This is a genomic window from Actinophytocola sp. (assembly GCF_050699935.1).
Lineage (GTDB): Bacteria > Actinomycetota > Actinomycetes > Mycobacteriales > Pseudonocardiaceae > Actinophytocola.
Genome location: NZ_JBOHGB010000026.1, coordinates 1 through 25465 on the forward strand (window position 1 = coordinate 1; position 25465 = coordinate 25465).

A 25465-nucleotide genomic window follows, 5' to 3' on the forward strand; every position below is an offset into this window, starting at 1 on the left:
TCATATGGCGCTGCTGGCAGAACAGCACACCCTACAACCCCACCCTGCACGCCGGCGCCCGTCAGCACCTCGATCAGCACGTCGCAGCCTGATTTCGATCTAAAGGTTGACACAAGGGGTGTCATGAGCGTCCCTGTGCACGGAGTTGCTCCCTGATTAATGGCTGGTTGGCTCGCGCGAGTTCCATGAGGAGGTCAGCGACGGCCGCCTGTTCGGAGAACGGAAACAGATCGCGGTCGTCCAGCTGATGGATAATGTCTTTTCGCAGCTCGTCCTGGGCGTGCGGATTGTGCCAGAACCGGACGATGCCGGCGTGCCGCATAACCTCGACGACGATGCTTTCCGCGAGATGAATGATGTCCACGCGGACTTGGACCTCTCCTGGCAGGGCGACGCTGGTGGCGAACTCACTCTCCAGAAGGCCATAGAACCGGGCAACGAGTGGGTTCTCATGCACACGCCCCGAGGCTGGCTCGTCGACAACATCGCCTAGTAGCACCTCGAGCGCGAGGCTAAGCTGGTCCCACTTGCCGGTAAGCGTCTGCAGAATCTCGTCGAGGCGCTCGGAGAGCTTGGCGTAGCGAGCGGGATCCTCGTCGAAGTTCTTGCGAATGTGGAAGCGAAGGGCGTGCTCCATCTCCGAGGCCTTCGCCTTGTCGGAAGTGAGGCCCTTGACCTTCGCGAGGAAGTCCGGGTCAGTGACCGAGACGGGTGGGATCTTGGTCGCGATGTCGAGCGCCGTGACGTGCTCGTCGATCAGGGCGCGCACCTTCTCGCCGTACAGCGAGGCGTTGAATTCTCCGAGACCGTCGTCTCGGTAGCGTCGTCGGGCGACCTTTTGGATCAGGCCGAGCCGCTTGGCGTCGGCCGCGAAGGGTAACGCCTCCGGCCGGGGCAAGATGGTGTCGAGCGTGGTAAGGAATTGCTTCAACAGCACACCAAGCCGGGCCCTGAGGGCGTCGTCCGAAAGCAGATCGACACATGCCTCGATGTCGTCGTCTAGGTCGAACGTCTCGATGCCCGCCTGGGCGAAGAGCGCCACCACTCGAGCGTGCCGATCGCGCAGCTTCGGCACTTCGTCAGTGATCGAGGCCAGAGCCCCGATGGCGTCCTCGGCGTCCTCAGGTGCATAGGCCTGCAGCGCCTTCTGGAGGTGGGCGCCAACGCCGAAGTAGTCGGCAAGGAGGCCAGCGGCTTTGCCCGGGCTGGTCCGGTTGACACGGGCGATGGCCTGGAGCAGTTCGGCGTCTTGGATGAAGCGATCAAGGTAGAGCGCCTGCTCGACCGGGGCATCGAAGCCGGTCAGCAGCATGGTGCGTACCAGCAAGAAGGCGACGGGACTTGTCTGCTCGCACGGGAGGCCCAGAGGCTTCTTAAACTCAGCGATGACCGCGTCCTGGCGGGACTTGTCGGTCCACTGCAGCCAGGTCGGGTCATCATTGTTGCTGCCTGAGATGACCGGGACGAAGTCCAGGATCCGGATGAGATCAAGGTGTGGCAAGGCGCGGACCAGGACCTGCTTGCGTCGATCGAGGCCATCGATATCAAGGCTGCCGTCCTCGGCGCCGCGCACGAGGTGCTCCGGCAGGCGCTCGATCTGACCGACGAGATCGTCACGGGCAGCGAGGAGCGCTCCGCGGTACCGAACCGTGGCGAGGCGGCTCGTAGCTGACAGCTGCGCCTTGAAGCCACCGGGCAGCACCGTTGATACGTAATGCCAGAGAATCGACTTCGCCTTGGCTGCGATGAGTTTCGGCGCTTCGAGCACCGCGCCGGTCGTGGCGTAGCGTGCCTTGAGTTTCTCGATCTCCTCGTCAGTGTGCTCGGCGAACATGTCCTCGAACAATTCGTCCAGGTCACTCCCGCCGGCCACCGCCCCCTTAGCGGTGCGTCCCTCGTAGAAAATAGGGACGACGGCACCGTCGTGCTCAGCCTGGCGGATTGTGTACTTGTCGATGAACGAACCGAAGATCGCGTCGGTGCGCTTCTTGCCCTCGCGCATGATCGGCGTTCCGGTGAAGCCGATCTTGGCGGCGTTCGGCAGTGCTGCCATGAGGTTGGCATGCAGCGTCGAGGTTTGGGAGCGGTGCGCCTCGTCGACGAGGATCACGACGGTCTCGTCGGTATTCAGGACACCGAGCGCATCGGTCTTCTCGTCCGCGGCCATACGGGTCTCACTCACACCAGCGGTATCGGTGTCCCGGTACTTCTGGATCATGGCGAAGACGAGCGCAGGGCCCTTCTCTGCCAGGATCCTCCGCAGCTGAGCCGTGCGCCGTGCCCGGACCACGCCTTCACCGGAGAGCGCAGCGGTCTTGGAGAGCTGCCTTTCGAGGTCGGTCCGGTCAGTGATGACCACGACCTTGAAGGTGCGCAGCACCGGATCCGAGCGCATCGCCCGCACCAAGAACACCATGGTCAGGGACTTACCCGAGCCTTGGGTATGCCAGATCAGGCCGCCACGGCGATCGCTCTCGCCGTCGTGGGCTCGCGTCTTACCGGTCTGGAGGCGTTTCAGTGCCCGGCCGACGGCGCGGTACTGCTGGTAGCGGGCGATGATCTTGATCCGCCTGCCGTTGACCTCCGTGAAGAGGGTGAAGTGCCGGACGAGATCGAGCAGATTGGACGGCGCCAACATTCCGGCAGTGAGCAGCTCTTGTCCGCTCAGCTCGGCTGCGGGCTTGCCGCGTTGCGCTGCCAGCTCGTCGCGGCTGAGCGGGAAGGCGTCTTTCCACTCCAGGAAGTGCTCCGGTCCGGCGGTGAAGGTCGCGACGCGAGCCTTGTCGCCGTACGTAGAGACGACGAACTGGTTGGTCCAGAACAACTGCTCGTTGCCCTCTTGTAGGCCGAGGTGACGCTGGTTGGCGTAGCGACGCAGCTGGGTGATGCCCTCGGCCATCGGGTCAGTGGTGTATGGGCTCTTGCACTCGATGACCACCAGCGGAATGCCGTTGACGAACAGCACGACATCGGGAGCGACGAACTTCTTGGCCTGGCCGCCGGGCTCATCCACCCGGAACTGGCTGATCGCCAGAAAATCGTTGTTGGCTGGGTCGTCAAAGTCGATGAATCGGACACGCTGCGAGCGCCCTTGATCCCAATCCGGTAGCCCCGCCACGGATAGGCCCCCAAGGAGGCGACCAGTCATACGCTCGTTGAGCTCGATGAGCTTGCCCACTTCAGAGCGCGTCAGCGACGAGACCACCTCGGCAAGGCGAGCATCGTCCAACCAAGGCAAACCGTTCGGCCCTGGGTTGATCTTGAGCAGAGAGGCGCGGAGTCGGTCTTCGAGGATTGAGCCGCGGAATGAGTCGCGCTCGGTGACTGACGGATCCGACTTGGAGCCATCGATGACGTGCCAGCCGAAGCCATTCAACTGGTCAAGCAGCGGCTTCTCGACCTCTGCGTACTCGGGGCCTTTGCTCATGAGGCAGCCTTAGCAGGGGCGCGGACACGTCCAGTGAGGAGATCGTCCGTAAGCCCAATTTTCATAGCCCGAAGTTTCTTCAACGCCTTTTCTTGACTAGAAATTTTGGACTCCACCGTTTTCAAAATCGCCTCGATCTCGAGCTGCTCGTCGATTGGTGGAGTTGGAAGCATCAAAGTCTTGAGCGTGTCGGAGCGAATCGCACTCATGATTCCGCCCTGCTCATCTCGCCGCAGATGCGCGCGAGCCCAAGGGGCGTGATTCAGTTGTAGACTGGCCAAATACGGGCGATAACGGTTTTCATCGAGAGTCAGAGTCCACACATGCTTGGACGACAGAGCGAATCCGATATCCTCGGGGACCAGACACGAACGTCCAACTGTGCCCATAATTGTGATCATCACGTCAGCCGGTCGAACGCGGTAGCGGGATAGTTCGGCCGCCTTCGCGGGTGTCACGAAGCGCTGGAAGTCGAAGACGAACCGATCGACCTGCACGTTGTCGATTCCGAGAAGCGGAACACCAGACTCCACAAGCTCATGTTTCAGCAGAGCACTTCCGAACGGGCCGCTACGCATCGCTGGGTCCGCAGAGCCCAGAAGCCTCTCAATAGGCTCAACCGTCCACCGCTCCGGCAACCTGATAGATGGCTCGCCAAACTCCAGCACGACATCACCCAGAGGAGCCAGGCCAGACCGCACGCCCCGGGTCATCAGCTGGCTTAGGAGACCAACAAGTGTCGCGCGCAGTTTCGACGTCGTGCTCTTAATCAGTCGAATCTGATCGTCGAGCGTATCCAGCACCTCCGCAACCCGCCGCTGCTCGTCAACTGAAGGAACCGCGACTGGCATGGCAGCAAGTGCCAACGACGACAGCTCAATCTGGTTCGTCGAGCCCGCGTAGCACCTTGCCTCAAGGTATCTTTGACCTTGCGGGCTTCGAAGTACGTCGTTCAGCCAGCGGCCAATAAGGTCCTTCTCGCGGGGTCGGGCCACAGTCACATGACCATCAACTATGTACCTAGCTCCGTCCTCTCGAAAGGTAACGGAGCGACCAATAGTTCCCGTCCCCGTTGAGTTGACAAGCACATCGCCAGCCTGAGGCACTACGACGTTCGACATAGCCTTAGCCGAGTGTGGCCGCGAACGTGACCCATCGAAATCAGCATCCGTGACACACCGCTGTCCGATCGCCTTCACGCCGGAGTCGTCGACATATACGGGTGCCGTACCGCGGCGTAGCACCGTCACTAGCTCACCCAGGGGACGCACAGGCCAGTCTGCTTCAGCACGAATCACCGGCTCGCGATCACTCATAGCCGAGCTCCTTTAACATCCCCGCGAGTGTTGCTGCGGCTTCGTCACCCTCAGCTTCGAGCGTCGCAAGCGGCGTCCGGTATTTGTCCCACCAGGTCTCGAACGCCGAGATCACCGCTCGACGATGCCGGGTAATGCGGTCTTGGGCTTCCGCTACCAGATCTCTCTCCATGGCGTCGAGCACGACTTGACGCGCGAACGTGTCGTCGAGGGCGGTACTGGCCGCCGCAAGACGGTCCGCGAAAGCGCCCTTCTCCGACTTGAGCTGCTTCTTGGTAGCCGTCAGCTTGCTCTTTAGCTTCCTGACTTCGGCCGACGAGAGAGCGTCTTCACTAGGCTCGGCGTCGTCCTCATCATCCGAGGCAGTAGCCGCCGCCTTGATCGTGCTGTCCAGCTCGACAACCTCCGCTTCGAGGGTGGACAGCCGGTCGAGGTACTCAGGCAGCAGTGCCCGAGCCACCTTGTGGTCGAGCGGGTTGACCCTGGCCTTCTCCTCGACCAGGGCGTCGAGCACCGTGGCTGCCCAGGCCTCAATAAGACCACGGTAGCCGTGCGTCGCGAGCGCCTTAAGGTCTGGCAGGCTCTCGCCCCACCAGGACGCCACGATGCCGCGGATCGCGAACGGGTCCAGTAGCGGCGTGGAGGCCAGCGCGTCTCGGAACGTCTCGATCAGGTCCATACGTAGTTCGACCAGGTCGCCAGGCGATTCCAACTTGTCGAACCGCACTTCCTGCGCATCCCACCAAAGCCCGATGGCATCGAGCACGGCGTCCTCAGTGGCGACCACTCCGGAGTCAGCCTCGATCAGGCGACGGAGGTCGCGCCGCTTGGTCACGACGTCGGCAAACTGCAGATAACTGTCGCTCTTCGGGGCCAAGAGGCGTTCCGGTTTCAGGCCATGGGCGGCGAACAGGCCCGCCTTGGCGCTGACCTCGGCCTTCGGGATTCCGCCGTGTAGATGCGCCCGCACGTCCTGTGGCTCAGGAGGCGGCGTAGTGTCGACGTAGCGGCGGATGTTGAGGTTGTCGTCATTCTCGGCCAGTTCAGTGCGGGAGACGACGCGCGCGAAGCCAGGCATGTCCTCAAAGGTGCGATAGGCTGATACAATCTTTTCGATGTGTTCAGGCTCCAAGTAGTTCTGCGCCCGGCCTTCCCGGTAATCCCGGTCCGCGTTGATAAACAGCACCTTTCCCGTACGATCCATTGGCTTTGAACCGACCGGCCGCAGCACGAGGATGCAGGCCGGGATGCCGGTTCCGTAGAAGAGCTGAGGGCCGAGGCCGATCACGGCCTCGATGAGGTCGTCATTCAGGAAACCGCTGCGGATCTTCCCCTCCTCGCCGCTACGGAACAGCACGCCGTGCGGCATGACCGTAGTGACGAGCCCGCCAGGCCGCGTGACCGCCAGCATGTGCTGGACGAACATCAGGTCGGCCTTCTTACCCTTCTCCGGGGTGTAGCCATAGCGGAAGCGCTCGGGGAACGGGATCGCGTGGGCGCTGTAGTTCATCGAGAACGGCGGGTTGGTGATCACCCGATCGAACCGCTGCAGCTCCCCACCTGCGATGTGTGCCGGGTCTTCGAGCGTGCCGTCGTCGTTGTTGCGAAGATCGGCATCGGGGATGCCGTGGAGCAGCATGTTCATCTTGGAGATGGCCCATACGCTGCCATCCTTCTCCTGGCCGGCGAGGGCGAGGTTACGTCCGTCGCCACCCGACTCCTCGACGTACTCCTTGGAGAGGATCAGCATGCCACCCGAGCCGGTGCACGGGTCGTAGACGCTCATGCCGGGATGCGGGTCGGCGATCTGCACCATAAGGCGAACAACGTCACGCGGGGTGTAGAACTCGCCGCCCTTCTTGCCCGCCGAGTCAGCAAAGTCCCGGATCAGGTACTCGTAGGCGGCGCCGAGGAGATCGGGGAACTCAAAGTCCTGCTGACAGAGCGGCACCTTGTTGAAATGCACGATCAGCTCGCGCAGCTTCTTGTCGGACATCGATGACTGACCGATCTTGCGGTTGAAGTCGATGTGCTGCAGCACCCCGTCGAGCGACCGGTTGCGGTGCTCCAACTCCTCCAGGGCCTTGTTCAGCCCGCTGCCGACAGACTTGTGGAGGTGATCGCGGATCTGATCCCAGCGTGCCCGCTGCGGGACGTAGAACGTCCGATAGAACGAGGGCGACTCGGCCCGCTGCTCGGCCTCGGACTTAGTGCGCCCCCTTGCCCGCTGCTCTGAGATGACCTGCTGCCGCTCCGCCTCGAACTGGTCGGAGGCGTATTTCAGGAACAGCATCCCGAAGATGTACTCCTTGTAGGCCGAGGCCTCCATGGAGCCGCGCAGCACATCCGCGGCGGCGAACAGGTGCCGCTCCAGCTGGGGCAAGGTCAAGCGAGGCATCCGATAGTGGCATCCTTCCTATTGCACGTCAGCCCTCGCTCCTGAGCCCGAGTCGGGCCAGGCGGAGCTAGTCGTCCTGCAACCTTAGCCATGAGCGTGATAGACCGTGCCGTCCCTCACGCTCGGTCCCGTCCATACCGGAACTACGTCCGAGCAGCTCGTCGGATCTCGGCCCTCGCTGGGGAGGCGGCGGAGCCAACACCTAGTGCTCTGCGCGACTTTCGGCGGTCCTTGATGCGCCCATGCCTGCACCAGAACCGATAACGCCTCGTCAGCTCCGTCGACCTCATCTAGTGCGATTGCGATCCGGCGGGAGCACCACCCATCCGCTCACCCGCCAACTCAAGCATGACTCCTTCCGTAATCGGTCAAGAGTACGACGTTGGTGTTGAGTCAAGACAACATAAGTCCTCTACGGTCGGGGTTATGGTCTCCGATGACTCGTCCGCGGTCCATGTGACGGCGGAGGAGGTCCTTGAGCGGGCGGCTGCCGCGGGTGGGCATTTGCTGCTCAAGGGGTTGAGTCGTGAGGAGCTGTTGGCGTGGCGGCATGCGGCGCGGGTGGCGCAGCTGAGGTTGTGGCGGGTCGGGACCGCTCGGCTGCAGAAGTGGACAGATGGTGATTCGCTGAGGATCGTCGTCACCGATCCGACCGCAAAGCCCGCCGACTGTAAGGTTGCGACGACGGCAGCCAATCCGGTCGCGGAGGGAAAGCGGGAACCGCGAGCTCCGGAAGACCTGTTGGGCAGAGCAGTGCGGGTACCCGCCAAGCTGCCAGCCCAACCGTATCCGCTGGTCGAGGCGTTGAGGAAGGGGCTGGAGGCTCGGGAGCGGGACTGGTGGCGAGCTGAGTGGCAGCGGTCCCGGGTCGAGGACTGGATTCCGGATGTTCCGCGGCAGAAGAAGGGGCGCGTGCTGCGGATCCTGCAGGCAATCATTGCTGAGGCCGAGTTCCGCGGTTATCGCGTGCGCAAGGCCGGCCACGTGCGCGACGGATACCTGGAGATCTCGATCGGGTGGGACGACGAGTTTCCGTTCACCTTCGGCGGCACGACGCACGGGTTGTGGTTGCGGCTTCAGCCGCCTGGACGGCGGGTTCGCGCCCTCACCTGGTCCGACACCAAGACCGAGCCGGTGGAGCGGCAGCTCGGCAAGTTCTTCGATCAGGTCGAGCACCTGCGCGCGGCGGCCGAGGAACGCCGTGAGGAGGAGCGGCGGCGGACTGAGGACCGGCGACGGCGATGGGAAGATGCGATGGCCACGGCGCGGCGGAAGTATGCCGAACAGCATCGCGAACAGACCCTGCGCAAGCGCATCGAGAACGCCGACCTGTCCGACGACATCAGGGCTTACAGTGCCGCGCTGCTCGACCGCGCCGCTGCCCTCGATGGCGACCGTCGCGAGGACGTGCGGGCGTGGGCCGAGTGGGTCGCGACCTATGCCGACCGTGTCGATCCTCGGTGTGATCCCGAGGGAATGCCGACAACGCCGAAGCCCTCGCCGGACGAGCTGAGTCCGTATCTGCGCGGGTGGAGTCCCTACGGCCCCGGGTGACGCGGTCAGCGGTCCCACCAGCGACGGTTCGGATGCCACGGCTTCGGGATCTCGCGGTGAATCCCTGCGAACGGCGAAGGCGCGACAGGCTCCGGCTCATCATCGGCCGTGTCGTCCGGGTCGGCCGGATCCGGCAGGCCGGGCGGGTCGGTCAGCGGGTCAACCTCGTCGGCGCGGGATCGAGCCCACCGCACCCACTCGTCCTCTGGTGACAGGCCGCCGGCAATCAGCTCATCGCAGTGCCGCCGGATCGACGTGGCCTGGCGCCACGCCTTGACCTGCTTGCGAAGGACCTTCGCCCGGTACTTGCGCAGCGCCTTCTCCTGCTGTTCAGCCAGACGCTGCGCCTCGGCCTGTTCGCGTTCGGCCGCCTCCCGACGCGCGGCGTCCGCGTTGCTGGCGATCTCGTCGAGCACCTGGCCGAGGTCGTCCTCGACGTTCCTTTTCGCACGGTCGGTCCACCGCATCGGATGATCGAGTCCGGGACCGGTCAGCTCGAGGGCCAGCCGAAATGTCCATCGGGCACTGGTCTCCTCGGTGATCCGCAACCGGTATCGGAAGTCGCCGGCGACGATGTCCATCAGTAGGCCGGCGCCTCCCCGGCGGACCGCGAGTTCCCGCTGTTCTGCTTCTTCGGCAACGGCTTGCGCGATCAGCACCGCGCGGCCGCGGTTGCCGGGCGATGCTGGTAACCGGTCATCGTCGTCCCGCAGCGCCGCGACCACGGGATGTGGATTTGTCACCAGGTCTGGTACTGGCAGTGGGTGCGCAGCGGCCGGACGGTGCCGCCACGACCAGGGCACAGCCGCGACGTACCCACACGTCCATGTCCGGCCGGCCGCTCATCGGGTATCACCGCCCCGGCCACGACGGCGGCGCGGGATCTCGACCGTGGTGGAAACCAGCAGCTCACGGCGGGTACGAGTTCGTGCGGATGCTGTACGAGCCGCGCCGGGGGCACTACAAGGATGGGAACAGGATCGTCGTCGACGAACTCGACCTTCGTCGCGACGGGCAGTCCAGCTCCGCAACGCGAAGAAACGTGCCGTTGACCTCAAGATCTGGTTCGCCCGCCGCAAGTTCCCGGCCCTCCTGAGATCGCACCGTCGACCTACTGTGCCGCCAAGACCCGTCCCGAGTCCGTTCGCGCGGCGCGAGACCTGGTGCTGGTCGAGAAGATCGAGCAGGTGTACGAGGCGAACTACAGCGTCTACGGGGCAAGGAAGGTGTGGGCCGAGCTGAACCGGCAGGGCAGCGACGTGGCGCTCCTGGACGTGTTCGCTCGCCTGATCGTCGGCTGGCAGGTCGCCACCAGTCTGTACACGGACTTGGCCCTGGACGCCGCTGCAGATGCCGATCTGGCGCCGCCGGACCAACGGCACCGACCTGACCGGGCTCGTGCGTCACAGCGACCGCGGAGCGGGTGCACCGGGCGATCCGGTACACCCAACGGCTCGCCGACGCCGGCGCGGTCACCTCGGTCAGCTCCACGGGGGACTCTCGTGCGCGACCACGGCCCTGGCGCGGCATCGACGACCTGGAAATCGCCGACTGGTACAACAATCGACGCCTCCCACCCGCCGAGTACGAAGCACCACACACGATTACCCACCCAGTCACCCCACCCCTGGAAACCAGCCAATCCACTCTCCACGAAATCCGGGGCTTGACACCTTGCCCGGACCGCTCCACACGACGACCCCGCCGGGTTGGTGGTGCCTGTCCACCCCGGGCCGGCGTGAAAACGTACGCGGAAATCACCTCGCGCGTCGGCATCCGCCTACCGAACGCCGCAGCAGTGTGGATGGCGAATAGTGCACGGCCGTGGCCATCTGTCGGTAGGTCGGCGAGCCGGCCTGGTGCTGCGGCGCGCGTAATCGCACCACCACCGCAGCCCGCCTTCGCCCGCGCGCAATGGCCTCGAAATGAACGCCCGGTGCTTCTCTGAGCCACGGCACCCTGGCGGCCGCCACGGCACCCTGGCGGCCGTCAGGGAGCCGGGTCGGTCCCTTCGATCCGGATCAGGCTCGCCACCTCGTGCACGTGGTCCAGACCGCGCAGTTCCGCCACCGCCGCGGCCAGGGCGCCGTCCGTCGCCTGGTGCGTGACCAGCGCGAGCGAGCAGCCACTCCGGCCAGAGGTTTCGATCGGCACGCCGTGCCGCGCGAGCACCGTGGCCACCGACGCCAGCACGTCCGGGGCGTCGGTGACCTCCAGCCGCACGTAGCACCTGGTCGAAACCTCGGCCATCGGCCGCAACACCAGCCCGGCGTAGTTCGCGCTGCCGAACCCGGTCACGCCCGCCAGCTTGTTCCGGCCCACCGCGACCAGGTCGCCGAGCACAGCGCTGGACGTCGGCGCGCCGCCCGCGCCCGGACCGTAGAACATCAGCTGCCCCGCGGCGTCGGCCTCGACGAGCACCGCGTTGTTCGCGCCGCGCACCGAAGCCAGTGGGTGGCCTGCCGGGATCATCGCCGGGTGCACGCGCACCCTGACCGACCGGTCGTCGGCCCCCCGGTCGCACACCGCCAGGAACTTGACGCTGTAGCCCAGCGCCTTGGCCGCGGTGATGTCGGCGGAGGTGATCGCGGTAATGCCCTCGCGGTGGACGTCCTCGATCCGCACCCGCGTGGTGAAGGCGATCCCGGCCAGGATGGCGGCCTTCGCGGCGGCGTCGTGGCCCTCAACGTCGGCGGTCGGGTCGGCCTCCGCGTAGCCGAGCTGGATGGCCTCCTTGAGCGCCTCCTGGTAGCAGGCGCCGAGGACCTCCATCTTGTCGAGGATGAAGTTGGTCGTGCCGTTGACGACCCCGAACACGCGCGTGATTCGGTCGGCTGCCAACGACTCGCACAACGGCCTGAGCAGCGGGATCGCGCCCGCGACGGCGGCCTCGTAATACAGGTCCGCGCCCGCCGCCGCGGCGGCTTCATGCAGCGAGGTGCCCTGGGCGGCGATCAGGGCCTTGTTCGCGCTGACCACCGAAGCTCCGTGCGAGAACGCCGTCCGGATCAGCTCGCCTGCGGTGTCGACGCCGCCGATGAGCTCGATCACGACATCGACATCCGGCCGCAGCGCCAGCTCGTGCGCGTCGGTGGTGATCAGATGCTCCGGCACTCCCGGGCGCGGCAGGTCGGCCCGGCGAACCGCGATCCCGGCCAACTCCACCCGCGCGCCGATGCGGGCCGCGAGGTCGTCGGCGTGCGTGTCCAGGTACCGGGCCACCTCCCCGCCGACCGTCCCGCAGCCGAGCAGCGCGACCTTCAGCGTCGCCGTCACGGAACGAGCAACGCGGCGAGCTCCCGCACGGTCGGGTTCTCCAGGACCTGCCGGATCCGCAGCCGGACGCCGCTGCGCTCGTGGATCTCGTTGACCAGCTGCGCGGCCAGCAGCGAGTTCCCACCCAGCTCGATGAAGCGCTGTTCGACCCCGACCGACGGCACTTCCAGCAGCTTGGCGAACACGTCGGCGACGAGCAGCTCTTCCGACGTCGACGGCGCCCGGCCCGCCTGCACCACCACGACCTCCGGCTTCGGCAGCGCCTTGCGGTCCAGTTTCTCGTTCGGCGTCAGCGGCAGCTCGGCCAGCACGACGAACGCAGTCGGCACCATGTAGTCCGGCAGTGCCGCCACGGCTTGGGCGCGCAGCTTGTCGACGTCCGGCCCGGTGTCGACCGCCGGGACGACGTAGGCCACCAGCCGCTGGTCGCCGGGGGTGTCCTCGCGGAGGAGGCAGACCGCCTGGCTGAGCTGCCCGTCACGCAGCAGCACCGACTCGATCTCTTCCAGCTCGACCCGGAACCCGCGGATCTTCACCTGGTGGTCGAGCCGCCCGAAGAACTCGATGACACCGTCCTCGCGCCAGCGGGCCGCGTCGCCCGAGCGGTACATCCGGGCACCGGGCTCGCCGTAGGGGTCGCCGACGAACCGGTCGGCGGTCAGCTCCGGCTGACCGAGATAGCCCTCGGCCAGCTGGACCCCGGCGAGGTACAGCTCGCCCGTGACTCCCATCGGCAGCTGACGGCGCTGCTCGTCGAGGACGTACAGCCTCGTGTTCCACACCGGCCGTCCGATGAGGACCGGCCCCGGTTCGGGGTTGCGCGGGCACAGCATCGACGTGACGTCGACCGCGGCTTCGGTCGGACCGTAGACGTTGAACAGGTCCGCAGGCAGGACAGAGGCGAACCACCCCTGCAGGTCCGCGGGCAGTGCCTCACCGCCGCACACGACCCGGCGCAGGCTCGTGCACTTCACCGCATCCGGCTCGGCGAGGAACACCTTCAGCCCCGAAGGGACGAAGTGAGTGATCGTGATGTCCTCGGCCACGATCGTCTCGGCGATGTAGGCCGGGTCGCGGTGCCCGTCTGGGTCGGCGACCACGATGGAGGCGCCGGCCAGCAGGGGCCAGAAGACTTCGCGCACGGTGACGTCGAACCCGGCGGGGGTCTTCTGCAGCAGCCGGTCGTCGGGGCCGAGCGGGATCTGGTGCTGCATGTGGTGCAGCCGGTTCGTGATCGCGCGATGGGCGATCACGACGCCCTTCGGCCGCCCAGTCGACCCCGACGTGTACAGCACGTACGCGGGGAGGTCCGGGGTGAGCGGCGCGCGCCGGTCGGCGTCGGTCGGGTCGGCCGGAACGGCGTCGGCCAGCCGCCGCACGGTGGTTTCGGCGTCCAGCACGACCTGCTCGGCGGGCACCAGCACCGTGTCGGTCAGCTCGGCGATCGTCACGACGTGGGAGACGGCGGCGTCGGCGAGCACCTGGGTGATGCGCTCGACCGGGTAGCTCGTGTCCACCGGCAGGTAGGCCGCACCGGTCTTGGTGACGGCCAGCGCGGTGACGGCGTAGTCGATCGAGCGCGGCAACACCATCGCCACGACGTCGCCGGGGCCCGCGCCGTCATCGAGCAGCAGCCGGGCGATCCGGTTGGCACGGGCGTTCAGCTCGGCGTAGGTCAGCCGGACGTCGTGGTGCTTGATGGCCCGGCGGTCGGGGTGCGCGGCGGCGTTCGCCTCGACCAGCTCCGGCAGGGTGAGCGCAGGCACGTCGTGGGCGGTGGCGTTCCACTGGTGCATGAGCCGGTCGAACTCGGCCGAGGTCAGCAGGTCGACGTCGCCGACCGGGACACCGGGGTCGGCCAGCAGCCGGTCGGTGAAGCACTGGAGCCGGTCGGTGTGCTCGCCCGCCTCGACCCGCAGTCCCTCGCTGAACACGAAAGCCGGGCCGTCGGCGGATTCCCGCGCGTCGAACAGGACGTGCGCACTGGCGGGCGGTGCGTCGGCGAGCGGGGCCCGGGCGCCCACCAGCTCGGCGAAGGTCAGCGCCGGGTCGACGCGAACCCGCACGGGTTCACCCGCGACGATGAGGACGACGTCGCGGCTCAGCGTCATCCGCGCCTGGTAGACCGCGGCTGCGGCGATCGCCTGGTCGTGCCACCGGATGTCGGCCATGTCAGCGCTCCTCGAAGACGTCGCGCGCGGCCTCGGCGACGCGCTCGTCGGCCAGCATGTGTTCGGTCCCGATGGGAAAGCTCCGTTCCGAAGCGGCGTGCGGCGCGCCCGGGCTGGACTGCGCCGACGTCAGCGCGACGCAGGCGGCCCAGCCCTGCTCCGGTTTCAGCGCGGCGGCCGCGTGCAGGTAGGACACGTACGAGCGGAACAGGCCCAGCAGGTCTTCGCTGGTCTCCTCGTCCAGGCCCAGCCGGTCGAACGCCGTGCCCGCGGTGGTTTCGTAGAGCTTGACCACGCCGACGGCGGCCGAGTCGAAGTCGTCCCCGGCCGTCTCGCAAACCGACTGCGCCTCGGCGACGGCGGCCGCGCGCTCGTCCTCGGACAGGATCCCCATGGCTTCAACCGTGTTCTTGAAGTCCCGGTAGATGCTCGCCGTGACCACGGGTTCCGGGTCGATCAGGAGCAGCGCGGGCCGCGAGCCCTGCGCCTGCTCGATCGCGTCGGCCAAGGCCGGGAGGAACACGCAGCCCACGCAGAAGCCGACGAGCGCCTCGATCCGGCCCTCGGGACGCGCACTCCAGAAGTCCAGGTACGCCTCGGCGGACAGGAACTCCCGCTCGGCGGCGTCCGGCTGGGTCGTCAGCCAGATCTCGCCTGCGAACTTCGCCAGTCCCGCAAACGTGCGGAAACCCGCCTCCGGCCGAGCGGTCGAGTCGAAGTCGACCGCGAGAATCATCCTGTCCGCGCTGCCTTCGCCGATCCGGCGCCAAGAGCTCACGGCTGTTTCCCTCCTAGTGCCTCCAGGACCTCGGCCTCCTCGGCCGGGGTCAAACCGGCCTCCCGGGGGCGATCCAGTCCGAGTTCGCGTTCGTAGGCGAGGGCATCGGTGACGATCTCCTCGAACGGCCGGTGCTCCAGGCCCGCGCCCGCGGCCTTGCGGTGGTCGTGCGCGAGGAAGCCGTAGTCCTCCCGGGGCACCCACACCGGCAGCGACCGCGCCCCGCGCCACTCGTGCACACCGGCGGCCGCCAGCTGCTCGGGAGAGGCCGGGACCAGTTCGGTGCCCGCCGGACCGACCGCGCGCACGACGTCGGCCAGGAACTCGCCAAACGTCCGGGTCGGGCCGACGCCGTTGAACGTCCCGCCCAGCCGCCGTTCCCCGGCATCAACGATCCACGCCGCCATGTCCCGAACGTCGATGATCTGCACCGGCTGCTCCGCGGTGGCGGGCACGAGGACCCGGCCGCCGCGCGAGATCCGCGCAGGCCAATATCCGAACCGGTCGGAGACGTCGCCGGGGCCCACGATCAGGCCGGACCGCACGATCAGTGCGCGCTCGCCCATCGCCTCGCGCACCGCGGTCTCGCTCGCGACCTTGATCCCCGCATACAGGTAGGGGTTCTGGATGCGCTCGGCGGCGTCCGCCCCGCTCGTCACGGGCTCGTGCAGTACCGCGTCCTCGTTCTGACCGGGTGTCTCGGCGTCGGCGTAGACGTTGATCGAGGACACGAACGTCCAGTGCTCGGCTCCCACGCCGAGCAGGTTCAGCGCGTTCGCTACCCAGGGGTAGGACATCGTGGCGACGTCGACGACCGCGTCGAACCTCTGGCCCGCCAGCGCGGCCAAGCCGTCCGGCGCCTCGCGGTCGATCTTCACCAGCGTCGCGCCGTCGGGGATCCTTCCCGACGTGCCGCGAGCCGCGCAGACGACTTCGTGGCCCCGCCGCACGGATTCCGCCGCGACGGCGTGGCCTAGGAAGACGGTGCCGCCCAGTACGAGGATCCTCATGCACTCACGCGCCCCCGTGCTGGACCGGGCAACCGGTGGATCCGACGTCGGCGGGCAGCACCTTGTCGTACTTCACCGGCAGCGAGTCGAGGCCACGGCTGACCGAGTTGTCGTAGATCCACTCGGTCTCCTCCTCTGGGATCGCCAGCGCGAGCCCGGGAAGGCGGCGCAGCAGCGTCGGGAAGACGACGTAGCCCTCCAGCCGCGAGAGCGGGGCGCCCGGGCAGTAGTGCGCGCCGTGGCCGAAGGTCAGGTGCTTGTTGGCCGTTCGCGTGATGTCGAGGCGGTCGGGGTCCTCGAATACCTTGGGGTCGCGGTTGGCCGCGGCGATCAGCAGGTGCACGAAGGCTTCCTTGCCGACGTCGACGCCGTCGATGTCCATCGGCTCGGTCGCCACGCGCAGCGTGCCGCGGTAGCTCGGCGACTCGTAGCGCAGGAACTCCTCGACCGCGGAGATCACCAGGCCCGGGTCGTTCTTGAGCAGCTCGAGCTGGTCGAGGTGGGTGAGCAGCGCGTGCACGCCGTTGCCGATCAGATTCGTCGTCGTGCGCTGGCCCGCGATGATCAGCAGTGACATCGTCGAGGCGATCTCTTCGATGGTGAACACGTCGTCTTCGGCCGCCACCAGCAGCTGGCTGACGAGGTCCTCGCCGAGGTTGCTCCGCCGGACCTCGAGCAGGTCCAGGATGTACTGCTCGAACTTGGCGCTGACCTCCTTGAGGCGCCTGCTGCCCTCCTCGTCGGTGTACGGCGCGCCGCCGAGCACCTTCGACCACTCGAAGAGCTCCTCTCGGTCCCTTATGTCGATGCGCAGGTACTCGAAGATCACCCGCACCGGCAGCTCGCGCGCGAAGCCCATCAGGTCGAACTCACCGGACTCCGGGAAGGCGTCGATCAGCTTGTCGGTGATCTCCTGGATGCGCGGGCGCAGCGCCTCCATCCGGCGCGGCACGAATGACTTGCTGACCAGCCGCCGCAGCCGCGAGTGCTCGGGGGCGTCGGCGATGAGCATGTTGCGCGACTGCACGGGGCTGTCGCCGTAGAGCTGGTCACGGAACCACTTCGGCGAGTTCTCCAGCGACTTCGAGATCCGCGGGTCGCCGAAGAGGGCGAGCGCCATCTCGTAGTCGGCCACGATGTAGGCCTCGGCACCCGGCGGGTGGTCGATCGCCCGCACCGGGCACTTCTCTCGCAGGCCGGCGTAGATCGCGTTGCGGTCCTGAAGAGGGTGCGTGAAGAACTCCGGCGGCAGCGGCCCGGCCGTCGTGTCTGTCGCCGAACCTTCGGTTGCGTCCTGAGTCATCGCACTCCTTTTGCCTTCGTTCACTGAAACAGTTCCCGTGAGTTCAGGGTCCGGATCCCCCGGCTCAACGTCGGCAGCGCGCCCAGCGTCGCGACCACGCCGATCACGGCGAACACCCAGTTCGGGCCCCACGCGTCGAAGATCGCGCCGATCGCGAACACGCCGATCGGCGAGACGATCGTGGACGCCGAGACGATCGCGCCGAGCACCTGGCCCTGCAGCGCGTCCGGAACGGTCCTGGTGGTGTAGGTGAGAAACGACGCGTTGATCACCGGGCCGCGGAAGTACACGCAGGCCACGATGATGCCCAGCGGCAGCACGCCGGGCACGGTCATCAGCAGCACCGCCGCGACCGGACCGATCCAGTAGCCAACGATGAAGATATACGACGGCCGGACGCGCTTGATGACAAAACCCGCCAGCAGCGCGCCGACCAGTGCCCCGGCCCCGGCGACCGACACTGTCATGCCGATGAACGCTTCGGACGCGCCACGTGCCTTGCCCGTGGCGATCACCGCGAGCGTCATCCCGACCGTGTTGAAGGCCAGGTTGGACAGGATCACGCTGGTCATCAGCGGCCGCAGCACCGGATCCCGCACCAGGTAGCGGAATCCGCCGAGCAGGTGTTTGCCGCCCCCGGCCGGGGTCTCCGGCCGCGGCGTACGCCGGACGAACAGCATCAGCAGGGCCGAGGCCAGAAACGAGAAGCAGGCCCCCAGGAACGGCAGCGCGCGGCCGACACCGTAGAGCGCGCCGCCGATGGACGGTCCCGCGGTGATCGCCCCGAACCAGCGGACCTGGTTCTGCGCGGTGGCCTGCCCGACCTGGTCGGGCCGGACCAGCTGCTTGATCATGGCCATCCCGGCGGGCATCGACAACCCGAAGCAGCACGACGAGACAATCGCGATGCCCAAGGTCACGAAGATGTTCACCGGGCCGGTGAGGATCAGCACGGAGAACACCGCGAGCAGGACCGCGCGGACCAGCCCGCAGACGAACAGCAGCCGCTTGCGGTCGAGCCGGTCGGCGAGGATCCCGCCCCAGAACGACATCACGCCCTGGGCCAGCAGCTGCGCCGAACCGACGGCGCCTGCGTAGGCGGCCGAGCCGGTGGTGGCCAGGATCAGCAGCGGGTAGGCGACGCCTGCGGCGTTCTCGCCGATGCCCGCCAGCGCCTCACTGCTCCACAGCGCCTGGAAGGACTTGTTGCGCAGCAGGGACGGCCTCTTCGCCTCGACCTCGGGCCTCTCAGTGACTGCCATGGCCTGCTCCTTCCGTCTCCGGGAGCGCCCCCAGCAGTTCCGCGGCGAGTTCCTCGGCATGCGGGGTTCTGAGCATCGACCAGTGGTCGCCGCCGACCGGCCGCACCGTGACTCCGCCGGTGTAGAAGGTCTCGATGGCGCGGCCCAGCTCCTCGGCCTCGCGCGGGCTCACCGCCACCTTGAGCACCAGCGCCCGGCAGTCCACCGGACGCGGCCGGTACCGCGAGAGCACGAGGAACTTGTCCAGCAGCAGGCGCGGCAGCGCGGAGTTGCGCTTGGCCTGGACGCCGACCTCGCCGAAGCCGAGCACGGAGCTCGCCATCAGCCGCAGGTGGCCGGACACGAACCCGGGGTCGGCGCCGATCCACCGCCCCGGCCGGCCGGGCACATAGGCGTCGAGGCAGACGAGCAGGTCGACGCGCTCACCGCGGGCGATCAGCTGCGCGGCCATCTCGTGCGCCACGACCGCGCCGAACGACCAGCCGCCGAGGGTGTACGGCCCGGCCGGCTGGAGGCGCACCAGCACTTCGAGGTGCTGCGCCGCACTGTCCTCTATGGACTTTCGTGACCCAGTGCCCCGGGGTTCCAGGCCGTAGACGGGACGAGCGCCGTCGAGGTGCCCGGCGAGTTCGAGGTAGCTCAGCGATGACTCGGCGGCGTCGGCGACCAGGAACAGCGGCCTGCCGATGCCCTCGCGCAGCACGACCGCGCCCAGCTGGGTCGCCGGTTCGTCGTCGTCACGCCGCTGGTCGACCAGGTCGAGCAGGTTCCCGAACGTGGGCAGCCGCATGAACTCCGCGGCCGGGACGACCACGCCGAGCTTGTCGCGGACCTGCCGCATGAGCTGCAGCGCCATGAGTGATTCGCCGCCCAGCTCAAGGAAGTGGTCCTCCCGGGCGGCGGTGGACACGCCGAGCGCGCCGCACCACAGCCGGTCGAGCAGGGCGTGCACCGGGTCGCGGTGGGCGGCTCCGGCAGTGGCCACCGGTTCGTCGTCGGCCTCGGGGTCACGGGCCGCGAACGGGTGGCCCGGTAGCGAGACGTGGACCAGCCGCTCGTCGGCGGGCGCGAGCGTCTCCTCGAGAGTGTCGACGCCGTGCTCCCACAGCGTGCCCAGCGCACGCAGCAGACCGCGGTCACCGTCCTCCGCCCGGCCGAGCAGCGGAATTCCGCTGCGGTTCGCGTCCCACTCGTCGCGCAGCCGCAACACGCCGAGCATCGAGCTGCCCGCGCCGAGCTCGAGGAACGTCCGGCAATCGGAGTCGAGCAGGGTCCGCATGCAGTCATCGAGCAGGACGGGCAGGCAGACCTGCTCGGCCCAGTACTCCGGACCGGTGATCGCGGCCGGATCGGCCCAGCCGCCGGTGGTGTTGAGGACCATCGGCCGCTGCGGTGCGTGCGCCGGAGTCGCGGTGATCAGCTCGGTGAGCCGGTCGCCCGCGGGCGCGAGCAGGGCGCAGTGGCCCGCGCGCTCGACGTTCAGGACCCGGGTGTCCAGGCCGTCGAGTGCGGCGCCTGCCAGCAGTTCCTCGACCGCCGCGAGGGTCCCGGACAGCACCACACCACCGCGGCTGATCGCCGAGACAGCCACCTCTCCGCCAAGGTCGACGCGGCGGGCGACCTCGTCTAACGGCGCGGCGACGGCCACCATCCGGCCGGGCTCGATGGCGAGGATCGCCCGTGCCCGTTCGTGGACGAGAGCGGCGGCGTCGGCCAGGGACCACATCCCGGCCAGCGCGGCGGCCGCGTACTCGCCGACGCTGTTACCGACCAGCGCGGCGGGCTCGATCCCCCACGCGCCCAGCTGACGGCCGAGGGCATATGGCAGCGCGAACAGGCAGACCTGGTGCCGGACGAAGTCATCGAACCATTCGCGCGGCGTGTTCGGCGTGACCAGCGGCGTCAGGTCGAGGTCGTACTCGCCGCGCAGGAAGTCGTTGACCTCGTCGAAGGCCGCGCGGAACGCCGGCAGCAGCTGGTAGGCCGGAGCCCCGGCCGGGTGCCCGATGACGCCGTGGCCGGGAAAGAGGAACGCGACCTTGCCGAGGGACTTCGTCGCCGACGCAGGCGCGGCGCGGAGGGCTTCCGCGGCTTCGGCGCGGTCGGCCGCGACGACAGTCTGGCGGCACGTGTACCTCCGCCGGTCGAGCAGCGTCCGCGCGACCTCCGGCAGCGTCAGGGTCTCGTCGGCCGCCAGCCGGTCGGCCAGGTTCTCGCGCAGTTGGCCGAGCGCGTCCGGTGTCGCGGCGGACAGCATCAGCACTCGGTCGCCGGGCTCGACATCGGGTCGCTCACGCTCGGGCGCGGCCTGCAGGATCACGTGAGCGTTGGTGCCGCCGACGCCGAACGCGCTGACCGCCGCCGTCGGCGTCCCGTGCTCAGGCCACGGCTGGGTGCGCACCGACACCTCGAACGGTAGGGAATCCAGTTCCAGCAACGGATTCGGGCGGGTGAAGTGCAGCGTCGGCACCAGTTTGTGGTGGTCGAGCATGAGCACGGTCTTGATGAAGCCCGCGACGCCTGCGGCCGCGCTGGTGTGCCCGAGGTTGCTCTTGACCGCGCCCAGCCAGATCGGGCCGCGGTCCTCGGGGATGAACCCGAACGCATCGGCCAGCGCGGCCACCTCGACCGGGTCACCCATCGGTGTCGCCGTGCCGTGGCACTCGACGTAGTCGACGTCCGCCGGGTCCACCCCGGACACCTTCTGAGCGTGCCGGATCACTTCGCTCTGCCCCGTGATCGATGGTGCGGTGAAGCCGAGCTTGTCCGAGCCGTCGTTGTTCAGCGCCGAGCCGCGGACGACGGCCAGCACCCGGTCGCCCTCGCGCATGGCGTCCTCGAGCCGCTTGAGCACGACCACGCCGACGCCCTCGCTCGGGATGGTCCCGCCCGCCTCCGCGTCGAACGTGCGGCAGTGGCCGTCGGGCGAAAGAACGCTGCCCGGCTCGTGGAAGTAGCCCCACTCGCCCTTCGGCGACACGGCCACACCGCCCGCAAGCGCCGCGTCGCACTCGCCGCCGATCAGCGCCTGGACCGCCATGTGGATCGCGGTCAGCGACGTCGAACAAGCCGTCTGCACGGTGACCGCAGGGCCGCGGAGGCCGAGCTTGTAGGCCACTCGGGTCGCGACGAAGTCCTTCTCGTGGCTGACCACCCGCACCAGCGGGCTCAGCTCCTCGGCCGAGTCCAGCGGCGTCCGGTCGGATCCGGCGTAGACGCCAATGCGGCCACCGAACCGGCCGGGGTCGAAGCCGGCGTCGTCGAACGCGGTGGAGGCGCACTCGAGGAAGACCCTCTGCTGCGGGTCGATGATCGCCGCGTCCGCCCGGTTGTACTTGAAGAACTGCCAGTCGAAGTCGCGCGAGCCGGGAAGGTATCCCTTGGCGGGCACGAACTCCGGGCGGCGCACCAGCTCAGGATCCATGCCCCTGGCGATCAGGTCGTCGGGCTCAAAATGCGTGATGCCCTCGACGCCGTCACGCAGCAGCTGCCAGAACTCACGGACGTCGGCCGCGCCGGGGAACCGGCAGGCCATGCCGACCACGGCGATCGCGTTCGCGGGCTCGGCCCGCTCTTTCACGCTCATCGGCGCTGCGTCTTTTCGGCGAGCTGACGGACACCGGCAGGAGTCGGCGTCAGCAGGAACTCCCGCAACCGCAGGGAGATCGAGAGCCGTTCCTTGATCAGGCGGATCAGTTGGATCGCGCCGAGCGATGTGCCGCCGTGGGCGAAGAAGTCGGTGTCCGCGTCGACCTGCGAACGCCTGCCTGCGTGGGTCCCCGTGGTCTCGATCGCCTCGGCGAACAGGGCCACGATCCGTTCCAGCTCGTCGGCCGCCGCCGGTTCGGCCTGTGGGGCGGCGACGTTCCCTGCCGGCTCCGCAATCGCAGCCAGCGCGTCCCGGTCGACCTTCCCGTTGGGAGTCAACGGGATCGACTCCACGACCGTCCACAGCACCGGAACCATGTAGGCGGGCAGACTGCCCGACAGCAGCTCCTTCAGCTCGCCCGTGCCGATCGTCGAGCCCAGCGCGAGGACGACCGCCGCGACCAGCCGCTTCTCGGCGCTGTCACCGCCGGTCACGATCACGACCGCGTCCTTCACCTGCGGATGCGCCTTTAGCGCGTCGCTGATCGCGCTCAGCTCGATGCGATAGCCGCGCAGCTTCACCTGGTCGTCCGCGCGGTCGAGGAACGCCAGCCTGCCCCGCGTGTCGAGCCGGACGACGTCACCGGTGCGGTACAGCCGCTCCGGCACGTCGGGGCTGAAGTGCCCGAAGCGCCGCGCGGTCTCGGCCTCATCGCCGACGTAGCCGTCGGCCAGGCCTTCGCCGCCGGTGTACAGCTCGCCGACCGCACCGGGTGGAACCTGCCGTCCTCGCTCGTCGAGGACGTAGACCCGCGTGCCCGGGACCGGCGTACCGATCGACAGCGGGCCGTCGATGTCTTCGGGCCTCGTGACGGTGTGGGTGGTGGTGAACGTCGTGTTCTCCGTCGGGCCGTAGCCGTTGGTGATTACCAGTCCGGGGTGCCGGGTCAGCGCCCGGGCGGCGTGGTCGTGCGGGACGACGTCACCACCGGTCAGCAGCTGCCTAAACCCGCCGAAGGCATCCGGCGCGAACTCTTCGACCAGCCGGAACAGGCCGGAGGTCAGCCAGGCGACGGTCACCTCGCGCGTCAGCAGGAACTCGCTCAGCTCGGTCGGGGACGGCAGGGCGTACGCCGGGTAGACCTCCAGCGTGGCGCCGGTCAGCAGCGCGCCCCAGAGCTCCAGGGTGGACGCGTCGAAGGCCAGCGGCGCCAGCCGCAGCATCGTCTCGCCCGGCCCGGTCCGTACGTAGTCGACCTCGTGGACCAGCCGGATCACGGCGCGGTGCGGGATGCTGACCCCCTTCGGCTCACCGGTGGAGCCGGAGGTGAAGGCGACATAGGCCTGCCGCGCCGGATCGGCGTCGGGCAGCTCCGCGGGCGCGCCGGCGGACGCGGCGTCCCAGGACCGGTCCCAGGTCCCCACGGCCGGGACGTCCCGCAGCGCCTCGTGGTCCACTGTGGACGACGTGACGATCGCGACAGGGCCCGCCTTCCGGACGATCTGCCCAATGTGCGCGGCGGGCAGGCTCAGGTCGACGCCGACGTAGGCGGCACCGGCCGTCAGGATGCCCAGCAGGGCCACGACCTCGGCGACGGACCGGTCGACGCCGAGCAACACTCGGTCGCCAGGCTCGACCCCGGCTTCGCGAAGCAGCCGCGCTTGTTCCGCGGCGGCCGACACGAGCTGCGTGTAGGTCAGTTCGACGTCACCCTCGCGGACGGCGATCGTGTCGGGAAAGCGGGCGGCCACGTCCCGGAACAGCGCGTCCATGGACGTCCACGGGAAGTTCGTGCGCACGTCGTTGACCGCGGCGAGCTGGGCCCGGCGAGCCGACGTGAAGCAGCGGACCTCCTCGAGCGCGACGCCGGTGTCCGCCGCCAGCTCCTCAACGGCCGCGACGAAGTCCGCACCGAACCCGTCGATCTCGCGCTCGCCCCAGACGGCGGTCGCGTACTCGAAGTGCCCGGCCAGCGACGGTTTCGACCGCCCGACCAGCAGGGTCAGGTCGAACTGCGCGCCGCCGCCGTGGCCCTCCTCGATCCGGATGTCGAGCGCTCCGGTCGTCAGGCGCTGCGGGACGAGCTGGTCGTGCATACCGAAGCAGACCTGGACCAGGGGGTGGCAGCCGATGGTGCGCTCGATGCCGAGCCGCGCGACGAGCTCCTCGAACGGCAGCTGCCCGTGGTCGATGCTCAGGGTCAGCGAGTGGTGGACCGAACGCAGGTAGTCCGCGACGGTCGCCGAGTCGTCGACATCGATCCGGACCGGCACGAGGTTGCCCGCGACACCGACCAGTTCCTGCAGTTCCTCGGTCGCCCGGCCGACCAGCGGGACGCCGACCAGCAGGCCGCGCGCTCCGGTCGTCCGGCTCAGCGTGAGCGCGAAAGCGCCCAGCAACAGGGAAAACGTCGTGATTCCGAGCGCACAGGCGCGGGCGGTGACGGCGGCGCTCACGGCTGGGCCGAGGTCGAGCGGGGTGCGCTCCCCTGCGGCGTCCTGCACCGGCGGCCGCTGCCGGTCGGCGGGCAGCTCGAGCACGGACGGGCAGCCGGCGAGGTGCTCGGCCCAGAACCCGGCCTGCTCGTCCCAGACCCCACTCGCGCGCAGCTGTTCCTGGTGGCGGATCAACGCGCTGAGCGGCGGGCCGGGCGCGAGGTGGCTTTCCCCGTGGTAGCGCCGGAAGATCTCGGTGAGCACCAGCCCGACCGACAGACCGTCCAGAACCATGTGGTGCGCGGTCAGCACGATGGCCTGGCGCCCGGCCGGGTGCGCGAAGTGCAGGAATCGCACGGCGGGCGCGGCCTGGAGGTCGAACGGCCTGCGCCCTTCGACCGCCATGGTCTCCCGCACGTAGCTGTCGAAATCGGCCGGTTCGCCGTCGTGGGTGAAGTCGGTGAACTCCGGCGTGTGGTCGTCGAGGACGACCCGGACGGTCCCGGTGTCGCCCTCGGCGAAGACGGTCCGCAGACCTTCGTGGCGGGCGACCGTGGCGTCGACGGCCGCCTTCAACGCCTCGACGTCCAAGGTGCCCCGCTCGACGAACGCGGCGAAGACCAGGTTGTACGGCGAACCCCCGGTGACGCTTTCGATCAGGAACATCCCGAGCTGGCTGTGCGAAAGCCCGGCGAGGACCGACCCGGCGGGCTCCTCGGCGGCGGCGGGCTCGGGGAGGACCTCGACCCGAGCGAACGCGTCGGCCAGCGGCACGCCGCCGAGCAGCGACTTCAGCGTGATCTTCACGCCGAGCCGCTCCTGCGCCAACGCCGCGAGCCGCATGGCACGCAGCGAGTCACCGCCGAGCTCGATGAAGCTCCGCGTTCCGAAGGCGGTGCTGTCGCCGGTACCCAGCACGGTCACGGCAAGATCGTCAAGCGTCATG

Annotated in this window: 14 protein-coding genes; 2 read left to right on the top strand and 12 right to left on the bottom strand. The window is 68.2% G+C overall.

Translation table 11 applies throughout. The features are described from left to right. Nucleotides 1–121: 121 nt before the first annotated feature. The 3 genes from ACRDTB_RS11780 to ACRDTB_RS11790 are packed head-to-tail and all read right to left on the bottom strand — an operon-like array spanning nt 122 to nt 7141. On the bottom strand, nt 122–3427 hold the full coding sequence (locus tag ACRDTB_RS11780; RefSeq protein ID WP_431430143.1) for a type I restriction endonuclease subunit R: 3306 nt from the start codon (nt 3425–3427) through the stop codon (nt 122–124). Next, nucleotides 3424–4743, bottom strand: a complete 1320-nt coding sequence (locus ACRDTB_RS11785; protein ID WP_431430144.1) for a restriction endonuclease subunit S — start codon at nt 4741–4743, stop codon at nt 3424–3426. Before ACRDTB_RS11785 ends, ACRDTB_RS11780 begins: the two co-directional genes overlap by 4 nt. After that, on the bottom strand, nt 4736–7141 hold the full coding sequence (locus ACRDTB_RS11790) for an N-6 DNA methylase (protein ID WP_431430145.1): 2406 nt from the start codon (nt 7139–7141) through the stop codon (nt 4736–4738). The genes ACRDTB_RS11785 and ACRDTB_RS11790 overlap by 8 nt, the downstream gene beginning before the upstream one ends. 426 nt (nt 7142–7567) lie before the next feature. On the opposite strand from ACRDTB_RS11790, the gene ACRDTB_RS11795 reads away from it, so the two are divergent. Next, on the top strand, nt 7568–8695 hold the full coding sequence (locus ACRDTB_RS11795; RefSeq protein WP_431430146.1) for a hypothetical protein: 1128 nt from the start codon (nt 7568–7570) through the stop codon (nt 8693–8695). A 5-nt stretch (nt 8696–8700) separates the two neighbouring features. Here the strand turns inward: ACRDTB_RS11795 and ACRDTB_RS11800 are convergent, their stop codons facing one another. Continuing rightward, nucleotides 8701–9420, bottom strand: a complete 720-nt coding sequence (locus ACRDTB_RS11800) for a hypothetical protein (RefSeq protein WP_431430147.1) — start codon at nt 9418–9420, stop codon at nt 8701–8703. A gap of 438 nt (nt 9421–9858) precedes the next feature. Between ACRDTB_RS11800 and ACRDTB_RS11805 the strand changes: the two genes are divergently transcribed. Next, complete coding sequence (locus ACRDTB_RS11805) at nt 9859–10365, top strand: IS3 family transposase (protein ID WP_431430148.1); 507 nt, start codon at nt 9859–9861, stop codon at nt 10363–10365. A 319-nt stretch (nt 10366–10684) separates the two neighbouring features. Here ACRDTB_RS11805 and ACRDTB_RS11810 read toward each other — a convergent pair whose 3' ends face one another. Genes ACRDTB_RS11810 through ACRDTB_RS11845 form a run of 8 tightly spaced genes read right to left on the bottom strand, consistent with a single transcriptional unit; the run spans nt 10685 to nt 25464 of the window. Further along, nucleotides 10685–11971: a homoserine dehydrogenase gene (locus ACRDTB_RS11810; protein ID WP_431430149.1), complete on the bottom strand. Its 1287-nt coding sequence runs from the start codon at nt 11969–11971 to the stop codon at nt 10685–10687. After that, entirely contained in the window at nt 11968–14142 is a 2175-nt protein-coding gene (locus ACRDTB_RS11815) for an amino acid adenylation domain-containing protein (RefSeq protein WP_431430151.1), read from the bottom strand. Before ACRDTB_RS11815 ends, ACRDTB_RS11810 begins: the two co-directional genes overlap by 4 nt. A gap of 1 nt (nt 14143) precedes the next feature. Then, a complete protein-coding gene (locus ACRDTB_RS11820) occupies nt 14144–14920 on the bottom strand; it encodes a hypothetical protein (RefSeq protein ID WP_431430152.1) in 777 nt (258 codons plus the stop codon). Then, nucleotides 14917–15930: an NAD-dependent epimerase/dehydratase family protein gene (locus ACRDTB_RS11825; RefSeq protein ID WP_431430153.1), complete on the bottom strand. Its 1014-nt coding sequence runs from the start codon at nt 15928–15930 to the stop codon at nt 14917–14919. The genes ACRDTB_RS11820 and ACRDTB_RS11825 overlap by 4 nt, the downstream gene beginning before the upstream one ends. 4 nt (nt 15931–15934) lie before the next feature. Beyond that, nucleotides 15935–17233, bottom strand: coding sequence for a cytochrome P450 family protein (locus tag ACRDTB_RS11830; RefSeq protein WP_431430154.1), 1299 nt, complete (start codon nt 17231–17233; stop codon nt 15935–15937). A gap of 20 nt (nt 17234–17253) precedes the next feature. Next, complete coding sequence (locus ACRDTB_RS11835) at nt 17254–18495, bottom strand: MFS transporter (protein WP_431430155.1); 1242 nt, start codon at nt 18493–18495, stop codon at nt 17254–17256. Beyond that, nucleotides 18482–22081, bottom strand: a complete 3600-nt coding sequence (locus ACRDTB_RS11840; RefSeq protein WP_431430156.1) for a type I polyketide synthase — start codon at nt 22079–22081, stop codon at nt 18482–18484. The genes ACRDTB_RS11835 and ACRDTB_RS11840 overlap by 14 nt, the downstream gene beginning before the upstream one ends. Then, entirely contained in the window at nt 22078–25464 is a 3387-nt protein-coding gene (locus ACRDTB_RS11845) for an amino acid adenylation domain-containing protein (protein WP_431430157.1), read from the bottom strand. The genes ACRDTB_RS11840 and ACRDTB_RS11845 overlap by 4 nt, the downstream gene beginning before the upstream one ends. Nucleotide 25465 lies beyond the last annotated feature (1 nt).